Origin of the sequence: Acinetobacter sp. WCHA39 (assembly GCF_002165385.1) — a bacterium.
Classification (GTDB): domain Bacteria; phylum Pseudomonadota; class Gammaproteobacteria; order Pseudomonadales; family Moraxellaceae; genus Acinetobacter.
On the sequence record NZ_NHRP01000029.1, the window covers coordinates 25,595 to 34,859 of the forward strand.

At 34.4% G+C, this 9,265-nt stretch carries 9 protein-coding genes, 1 tRNA gene and 2 pseudogenes; 7 read left to right on the plus strand and 5 right to left on the minus strand.

All coding sequences use genetic code 11. From position 1 onward, the window contains the following. Positions 1-33 precede the first annotated feature (33 nt). Together yegQ and CDG56_RS13160 are read left to right on the plus strand one after the other, a co-directional pair. Complete coding sequence (yegQ, locus tag CDG56_RS13155) at positions 34-1,398, plus strand: tRNA 5-hydroxyuridine modification protein YegQ (RefSeq protein ID WP_087548131.1); 1,365 nt, start codon at positions 34-36, stop codon at positions 1,396-1,398. Positions 1,399-1,400: 2 nt separating this feature from the next. Further along, a complete protein-coding gene (locus tag CDG56_RS13160) occupies positions 1,401-1,655 on the plus strand; it encodes a YfhL family 4Fe-4S dicluster ferredoxin (RefSeq protein ID WP_087545682.1) in 255 nt (84 codons plus the stop codon). A gap of 391 nt (positions 1,656-2,046) precedes the next feature. On the opposite strand, the gene glyA is transcribed toward CDG56_RS13160, so the two are convergent. Continuing rightward, the gene (gene glyA, locus CDG56_RS13165) at positions 2,047-3,303 is read right to left on the minus strand and encodes a serine hydroxymethyltransferase (protein WP_005159681.1); all 1,257 of its coding nucleotides are present in this window, start codon (positions 3,301-3,303) and stop codon (positions 2,047-2,049) included. A gap of 246 nt (positions 3,304-3,549) precedes the next feature. Beyond that, a complete protein-coding gene (locus CDG56_RS13170; protein ID WP_087548132.1) occupies positions 3,550-4,788 on the minus strand; it encodes an alpha/beta hydrolase family protein in 1,239 nt (412 codons plus the stop codon). A gap of 264 nt (positions 4,789-5,052) precedes the next feature. Here CDG56_RS13170 and CDG56_RS13175 point away from each other — a divergent pair, with 264 nt between their 5' ends. From CDG56_RS13175 to CDG56_RS13195, 5 genes and pseudogenes are all read left to right on the plus strand, one after another. After that, positions 5,053-5,745 carry a 3'-5' exonuclease gene (locus CDG56_RS13175; protein ID WP_005159674.1) on the plus strand — a complete coding sequence of 231 codons (693 nt, stop codon included), beginning with the start codon at positions 5,053-5,055 and terminating at the stop codon, positions 5,743-5,745. Between the two features lie 140 nt (positions 5,746-5,885). Beyond that, positions 5,886-6,458 (plus strand): hypothetical protein, encoded by a 573-nt coding sequence (locus tag CDG56_RS13180; RefSeq protein ID WP_087548133.1) that lies wholly within the window; start codon positions 5,886-5,888, stop codon positions 6,456-6,458. Between the two features lie 119 nt (positions 6,459-6,577). Continuing rightward, positions 6,578-6,653, plus strand: a tRNA-Arg gene (locus tag CDG56_RS13185). 342 nt (positions 6,654-6,995) lie between these two features. After that, positions 6,996-7,257 (plus strand): annotated as a pseudogene (locus tag CDG56_RS17345) (hypothetical protein). A 127-nt stretch (positions 7,258-7,384) separates the two neighbouring features. Beyond that, positions 7,385-7,873 carry a pyridoxamine 5'-phosphate oxidase family protein gene (locus CDG56_RS13195; RefSeq protein WP_087548134.1) on the plus strand — a complete coding sequence of 163 codons (489 nt, stop codon included), beginning with the start codon at positions 7,385-7,387 and terminating at the stop codon, positions 7,871-7,873. A 42-nt stretch (positions 7,874-7,915) separates the two neighbouring features. Here the strand turns inward: CDG56_RS13195 and CDG56_RS13200 are convergent, their stop codons facing one another. The 3 genes and pseudogenes from CDG56_RS13200 to CDG56_RS16925 form a co-directional block, all read right to left on the minus strand. Further along, a complete protein-coding gene (locus tag CDG56_RS13200) occupies positions 7,916-8,383 on the minus strand; it encodes a BLUF domain-containing protein (RefSeq protein ID WP_087548135.1) in 468 nt (155 codons plus the stop codon). 37 nt (positions 8,384-8,420) lie between these two features. Then, positions 8,421-8,870 (minus strand): BLUF domain-containing protein, encoded by a 450-nt coding sequence (locus tag CDG56_RS13205; RefSeq protein WP_087548136.1) that lies wholly within the window; start codon positions 8,868-8,870, stop codon positions 8,421-8,423. 255 nt (positions 8,871-9,125) lie between these two features. Then, positions 9,126-9,265 (minus strand): annotated as a pseudogene (locus CDG56_RS16925) (IS4 family transposase); the annotation flags it as partial.

Sequence of the window (9,265 nt, forward strand, 5' to 3'; positions counted from 1 at the left end):
ATAATTCCTTATTTTTTATATGCCTTTTGCATCATGATTACTGAATTACTCTCTCCTGCTGGTTCACTTAAAAATATGCGTTATGCTTTTGCTTATGGGGCAGATGCAGTTTATGCAGGACAACCACGTTACAGTCTCCGTGTTCGTAATAATGAGTTTAATCATGAAAATTTAAAAATCGGAATTGATGAAGCACATGCATTAGGCAAAAAATTCTATGTTGTTGCTAATATTCAGCCACATAACAGCAAACTTAAAAATTTTATTCGTGACATCGAGCCAATTATTGCGATGCAACCTGATGCATTAATTATGTCGGATCCAGGCTTAATTATGATGGTTCGCGAACATTTCCCTGACATGCCTATCCACCTTTCGGTACAAGCCAATGCGATTAATTGGGCAACTGTAAAATTCTGGAAAAACTATGGTTTAAGCAGAGTCATTCTTTCTCGTGAACTCGCATTAGAAGAAATTGAAGAAATACAGAAAAATGTACCAGAAATTGAACTTGAGGTTTTTGTACATGGTGCGCTATGCATGGCCTATTCAGGACGATGTTTACTCTCAGGTTATATGAATAAACGAGATGCAAATCAAGGCGCATGTACCAATGCTTGTCGTTGGGAATATAAAATTCATAAAGCACAAGAAGATGCCAATGGTGACGTAATTCCTGTTCAGCAGATAGAATCATCCAAACAATGTTGTTCCAATAAAGTTGAAGATAATCTGGTTCAAAGTGTTTTAGTACAACGTAATGATGAAGAAATGTTTGCGGCTGAAGAAGATGAACATGGTACTTATTTCATGAACTCGAAAGACTTACGTGCCATTCAACATGTTGATCGTTTGACTCATATGGGAATTGCTTCACTTAAAATTGAAGGACGAACAAAATCCTATTTTTACTGTGCTCGAACAGCTCAAATTTATCGTAAAGCAATTGATGATGCGCTATCAGGTCAACCATTTGACTCAAGTTTAATGGATCTACTTGAAGGTTTGGCAAATCGTGGTTACACAGAAGGATTTTTACGTCGCCATGTGCATAGCGATTACCAAAATTATGAGGATGGTTCATCACATTTCGACTATCAACAGTTTTGTGGTGAGGTAATTGAACGCAACGGAGATTATGTTCGAGTCGAAGTTAAAAATCGGTTTTTAGTTGGCGACACTCTTGAGCTTATGACTCCCAAAGGTAATCTTGTCTTCACTTTGACTGAAATGCGTGATTTAAAAGGTCATCCAATCGACAATGCAAAAGGTTCTGGACATATTGTGGAAATCCCAATTTCAGCAGATATCGATATTGCTTATGCCTTATTAATCCGTCATCTTCCACACACCAAAACGCAGTTAAAAACTGATGCACTTGCATATTCGGCAGATTAAATATGGCGCTATTCATTACCACAGCATGTATCAACTGTGATATGTGCTTGCCAGAATGCCCGAATCAAGCGATTTATGAAGGTGCAAAAATCTACGAAATTGACCCACAACGTTGCACTGAATGTGTCGGCTTCTACGAATCGCCCACATGTATTGCAGTTTGCCCTATTGATTGTATTAAACCTGATCCTTTACACATAGAGAGCAAGGATCAACTGCAAATTAAATTTAATAGCTTAAATTTATTAGGTAATTAGAGGCTTACACAATATAACTGAATCACTCAATCGCATATCAATCATCTATTATCATCTCTAAAAAAAAGCAATATTTACGGACTTAGGCAAAACACTGGCACCAAACTTGCTTTTTAGTATTACGTTTTTAACAATTAGAGAAATTCGCTCGGCTTGTTGATTATCATAAGGCTTTTGAAACTGTCGCACCTCATGTTTGAATTCGCCCTCAAGATACACAAATCGTCTTTACTCGTACTGGAACACATGCTGAATTATTCAAGTAACATCAATACAAAAAGATTCAACCGAAAAATTGAATTCTTTTAGCTAGCTCCAATAAATCATCACCATAAAAAACACCCCAAACCAAAGTTTGAGGTGTGTTTAGAATTCTATTTAGCAAAGCAAATTATGCAGCATAAACAGGGAATTTAGCGCACACTGCTTCAACTTTCGCTTTCACATCAGCAATCACTTGTTCATTACCTTTACTGTCGATAATGTCGGCGATCCAACCTGCAAGGTCACGAACTTCATCTTCACCAAAACCACGAGTGGTTACAGCTGGCGTACCAATACGAATACCAGAAGTCACGAATGGAGAACGTGGGTCATTTGGAACAGCATTTTTATTTACTGTGATATGAGCAGCGCCTAACCATGCATCAGCATCTTTACCCGTTACATCTTCTTGTTTAATTAAAGATAATAAGAATAAATGGTTATCAGTACCACCAGATACAACATCATAACCACGAGCAATGAATACTTCAGCCATTGCTTGAGCATTCTTAACAACTTGCTGTTGGTAAGTTTTATATTCAGGTGCCATAGCTTCTTTAAAACAGATTGCTTTAGCAGCAATTGCGTGCATTAAAGGACCACCTTGGTTGCCTGGGAATACAGCTGATTGAAGTTTCTTCTCGATTTCTTCGTTTGCTTTTGCAAGAATTAAACCAGAACGTGGACCACGAAGTGTTTTATGTGTAGTCGTTGTCGTTACATCAGCAATTTGAACTGGGTTTGGATAAACACCAGCAGCAACTAAACCAGCAACATGCGCCATATCAACAAAAAGGTAAGCACCAACTTTATCCGCGATATCACGGAAACGTTGCCAATCTACAACACGGCTATAAGCAGAGAAACCAGCTACGATCATACGTGGCTTATGTTCTAAAGCTAAACGCTCAACTTCTTCATAATCGATTTCACCTGTTTCAGGGTTTAAACCGTACTGGATCGCATTATAAGTTTTACCAGAGAAGCTAACTTTAGCACCGTGAGTCAAGTGACCACCGTGAGCCAAGCTCATACCTAATACTGTATCACCAGGATTAAGAAGCGCTAAGTAAACTGCTGAGTTTGCTTGTGAACCTGCATGTGGTTGTACGTTTGCATAATCTGCTCCAAACAACTCTTTCGCACGGTCAATTGCAAGTTGCTCAATAACGTCAACATATTCACAACCGCCATAATAGCGTTTGCCCGGATAGCCTTCTGCATATTTGTTAGTAAGTTTCGAGCCTTGAGCTTCCATTACAGCTTTAGAGCAATAGTTTTCAGAAGCAATTAACTCGATGTGAGCTTCTTGGCGGTCGCCTTCCGAAGCAATCGCTTGAGCTAATTCTGGATCAAATTCAGCAATAGAGATATTGGCAAACATTAGCGGAGGGTCCTATAAATTAGGGCTTTTAAGCCGTGCTAAAGATTGGTGCGAATTATAGCATGAAGTTTACTGTTACAGAGCTTGATATTTATTTAATTATTCGTGAATTTTAATCACATTTCACTAATAATTTTATTTAGCTGGAATTGATCTACTCTTTTTTGAGTCATTCAAAAATTACGATTAAAAGTATAAAGCCCAATCCTCAACACACAGAATTGGGCTTTTATAAAACTTAAATTTTTAATTACTAGCAGGCATTACTGATTTGACATCATTCACAATATTTTCAATATTAAGCACATATGCCGTTCCATGATCCCATTCAGGATTTGTTACATATCGAATAGTAGATCCCTTATTAGCTGCATCAAATACTAAAGCATCCGTTGCTTCTTTTGGTACAGTTGTATCTTTTGCTCCCTGATAAATAACAACAGGTTGATTAAGCTTGACTTTTGCAGGTTGAGAATCTTTTTCTAAAAACTCTTTCACCAAAGGTAAAGCCATAAAGTTTGTTTGGGTACGTGGGTAATTTTTCAAATCAACATTTGTTTTTAAATAATTTTGCATCCCGCTAACAAACTCATTGCCTAACGCACCTGAGCAGTTTGACTCAGCTTTACTCGCAATTAAGTCAGTTGGTGATTTAAATACATTTGAATAACTGAATGTTAAATTATTATTTCTTAGACCTGCAGTAATCAATGCAGTAAAAGTATCAAGTTGTGCATAAACTGGAATTTGAAAGTTTACAGGCGCATCTTTTACAGATAGCTCTCCATTTGTTAAAATTGCACCAAAATTAGATGCGGGTGCTACAGCAATCGTTCCTTTATAGTCTAATTTTGCGCGGCTCGCATATTGAGCTGCTCCTAATGCGGCTTGCCCACCTTGTGAATGCCCGACCGTCATCCATTGACGTGATGTCATTTTTCCTTGACTAGATAAATATGATCTAGCTGCTACTACAGCATCTGTAATAGAATATGCTTCACTTTTTAAATTTAAAAATGGATGAAGTTCACGCCCACTCGGTTCACCAAGCCCTTCATAATCAGGTGCAACGACAATGTAACCTGCTGCCAAAAATTTACTAATCATTGCATAAACATATTCATTAGTCACATTACGACTCGGTGCGCATATATCAGCCACACCGGTTGTTCCATGCGCCCAAACGACAATTTTCCAACCATCCGCTGGCATCGTCCCTTTCGGAACAAAAACTAAACTTGTTGCCGTCGTTTCTTGACCATTTTGACCTAACATTTTATAAGTCATAACAGAGCTTTCTGACGCTACAAGACTAAAATCAGTTTTTGTATATGCTGTTGGCATGCCAACAACAGGGTCTTTGATATTATTTTCAGGAATCTCAGGTTTAGGTACAAAAACTGCCGATTCATTATCGTCGCCACCACAAGCTGTCAAAAACAAAGTCGTGCTCAGCATTGCAACCGTTAATAGTTTAATTTTCATTTAGTTTTTCCTTAACTATCTTCTTTTTTGATTTTGTCCTTAGATGTTATTTTTCTAAGGCAACTACATCCATAACAATTACGCCTATTACAAAATTGTTTCAAGTATTTTTTATATCCTTTTATATTTGCTTTTTATTTGCGCAATACACTACTAATTTATTTAAAATCCAATCAATCTAAGCATGATTAAGCACAGCTCATCCTAAATTTCTTGTAAGATAAAAAGTCTGAGAGACTATCCTACCCAATTAGGTTCAACTTTATGCAAGCCATTATTTTAGATACGGAAACACATACATTAAATGGTTTGCCTATAGAAATTGCTTACGCGCCAATTGAAATTGAGCATGGAAAGCTGAGCTTAGATAAGAAAAAGATTTTTGATCAGCTGTATCAAGTTGGTCAACCTATCTCTTATGCCGCGATGGCGGTGCATCACATATTAGAATCAGACCTAGCTGATCAACCTTTTTACAGTGAGTTTCAACTGCCTGAACAAACCCAATATATTATCGGTCATAACGTTGATTACGATATTACAGCTATTGCAAAGTGCGGCGTAGATACATCAAAAATTAAACCAATTTGCACTTTAGCACTTGCACGTCGTGTTTGGGAAAATGCGGAAGCACATAATATTTCAGCCTTAATTTATCTGATCTCCAAGGGCAGTGATAAAGCTAGAGAAATGCTCAAAGGTGCTCATAGAGCTGATGCTGATATTATTTTAACAGCTAATATTTTGATGCATATCATTCATCAATTAAACATTGAAAATATTGAACAGCTTTATATAGCTTCAGAAGAAGCTCGTATTCCGAAGAATATTACTTTTGGTAAACACAAAGGTACTGCGATTCAAGATCTTCCAGCGGATTATATCCAATGGCTTTTACGCCAAGACGATCTTGATCTCTATTTACGTAAGGCATTGGAAACAAAATTAGTTAGATAAGCCCTGTTAGAAAATTTTTTAAATTATTTTCCAGTCATTCCAATCAAGACAATAATATTTAATAAATTGTTAATATTATTGTCATTTTTTAACTTTATCTTAATCCTCATGCTAGATCTTGGGCTTGTGGGGATTAAGAAATGTCTAATTTTTTCAAAACTGAACTCGGGCAAAATGCCCTGCAACAACGTGATAGTGCTTTAACTCCACGCCAGCGTCGTTTATTGCTTTTGATTGATCATGAAGATTTTCAAGAACTTGATCATGGATATAAAGAAAGAATAGCACCTACGGAATTAGTTCAACAACTGATTGATATGGGCTTATTAGCACATCAACAACCCGAATCCATACATATTGAAGAAGAAGTCACATCAGAAGAGAATAATACTTCTACGAAAATCTCACACATTCAACCAGATCAAAATAAAAACATATCTAATCCAGCAGAAAATCTTGAAGCAGAAATTATTACCTTAGAAAAACTTCCTTTTATTGAAATCCAACAAGTTATGATTCAAACCTTAACAACTTATTGTGGTTTAATCGCGAGACCATTAATACAAAAAATACAGATAATCAAAAACCTACAGCAATTAAAAGCTTGCCAAATGCAATGGATTACTTTTCTACAAGAATCACGAATTCCACCAGCACAATTGAATCAAACATTGAAGTTGATTAATTATTCAGTACAGCATTTGCAAACATAATTGAAATATTTTGGCAATTAAAGTTCAAAATCGTTGTTTTAATAAACAATAGATCATATTGATTGCGTCTTTATATTTACCTATATGTATTTTTTGCCTATGATGTGCCACACATGTATGCGCTCATAGCTCAACTGGATAGAGTACAGGTCTCCGAAGCCTGTGGCGTGGGTTCGAGTCCCGCTGAGCGCACCATTTAATATATTGTTAAATTTAAAATAATTTTAATAAGCTTGTCTATCTGACAGGAATTTAACGGGATTAGTAAAAACACTTGGAAGATTGAAAAACCAAAATGGTAATTGCAATCCAAATATAAAATACACTACTAAACCAAGCATAAGATCTCTTCTAGAACAAAATGAAATGAGTAGAAAAAAATTAAGATAATTCTGATGTTACTTAATATTTATAAAAAATCTCTAACCAATTGATAAATATTGAAAATTTTATAGCTTTACATTTTTTAATTTTAAACCGTATCTAATCTAATAAAATAGGCTTAGATTTACCTATCCTATTTCTTAATGGTGTTTTTTGAAAATTAATCAAATTATCCTTCAGGACGAAAAATTGAATTTACATAAGCTTGTCAAAGTTAAAGATACTCTCTTTGACTCAGCTAAAAAAATGCATGTTTCAAATTGGTTGTGGATTTATGAAGAATCGACTATGTTCTTTAATTTTGAGAATATGGGAGGAGTTAGATAATGCTTATTTAAATAAAGTAATATGGTATAAAAACACTTACTTTAAAGTCATAAAAATTAATAAAAATAGTCAGGTTAGATACTCTTAAATATCATAAAATTACACTAATGTTAATCTTTTATTTTTATTAAACATTGTAAATACAAATATAAACTTCTATTAATATTCTTTTAATAGATAGTATTAATTCAAATTACTAATTGAGTATTAGATATATGGAAAATATTAATAGCAATTATGAAGAGTTGAGCGAATTACTTAAGCATTTTAGATTCGCAATGTTAACATTTGTCACTGAAGAAGGTCATTTGCATTCCGTTCCTATGACCACTCAGAATAATACATTCAATGGAATTGTATGGTTCTTAGGTTCAAAAAAATCTGAATTAGTAAAAAGTATATCAAGCAATCCTCAGGTAAATTTGGGTTATAGTAATACCTCAAATAATGATTATGTCTCTATTAATGGTGTTGCAGAAAATGTGATTGATGAAGTCATACTTGATGAAATCTGGTCCCCTGCCTATGAGGCTTTCTTCCAACAGGGTAAATCCGATTCAGACATTCAACTGATTAGAGTTATATGCAATGGTGCTCAATATTGGAAAGGTTCAGGCACACTATTCACACTCTATAAGCTTACTAAGGCAGCAGTAACAGGTGAAACGCAAGATTTAGGAACAAGTAAGAGTATTGCACTTTAAGAATTAAAAAAGACGGGCTAATAGAGCTCGTCTTTTTTAGTCTTACAAGTATGGACGAGTTCCACGTCTGTTTAAACCAATTTTTCTTTTTACTTCTGTCTGATTTTCAGTTAACAGTACGTCTATAAATCGATTTAAATTCTCTTCATTTATAGCTGCTGGAACGAACTGACCAAATCCTATTTGATTAAAGAAAATATCGACATTTGAGCTTTTTTGCACATACTTCATAGACCAATTTTTAAAACTGAATTTATCAATTTCTACAACATTGAATTCTAATATTGAATTGTGTCTACAATCGGCTTTAATACGATCAAAGAGCTCATGAACAATTACCTTTTCCCCCTCTAAACATTGGAAAAAAGCATTATTTGCATAATATAAAACCCCGAAAATATCATTTTTAGAATTAAAGTCTCTTGCAACTGTGAGGATATCACTTAAGTCTTCAATCAAATCATCTATTAGCTCATGACGTGAACTGGCATAGCATAATCGTATATTCATTATTTTACTCTATAACAATGCTATCTAAAAATTTGAATTATTCATTCATTTCGAATGAATATGGTTCTATTGCATATTCCGATGCTAAAAGATCAATAAAATTTGGAATTGTTTCAGTTGATAGTAAAAATGGATTAAAGTCATCTCTATGATTTTCTAGAAAGAAGTCCCCTAGCCTTTTATTAATTGGTGCGAATTTCATGTTCCAATTTTTAAAAAGGCCTATATTACATTTTTCATAAAATAGAATTTCACAATTTTTGTGTCTTGGATCTTTCAAAATTCGAGTATAAAAAAGATCATCTACTTTGCTCCTCCTACCCTCAAGACATTGAACGAAGTATCCATGTCCATAGTAAAGAACACCAGTAATTTCATTACGATAGTTAAAATCTACTGCTGAATTTAAGATTTCAATTAAATCTTGCTTTAGCTCAGGATATGTATTAGCAACTTTACTTGCGTACAGCAGTCTGACGAATTCCATCGTGAATACATCCAAAATTAACATTAATTGATCAAGGCCAACTCTTTAGTATTTTTCAATAAGCCTTATGAACTAACAACTTAGAAGCTGTACTTGTAACAGAATACAGATATTCGACTGTGAATTCCAGTTAAATGCATAATGTAAAAAAATGTTATTTTATAATTACTTATGTAAAATTTATTTAATTATTTTTTTTAATTTTTAATCAATTAAAATTAAACTATTGATTAAATTCTTTGTACACGACAAATTTCATAGGGCCCTTGTCCTATCAGGCTTTTTCTTCCTTAAAATTGCGAGCACTTTCTTAAATTCTTCTTTTTTTCCAAAACCAATCAAACGTAGAATAGCCATTTGAACATAGTCCAAACCGTAGCGAAATAAACTTACTG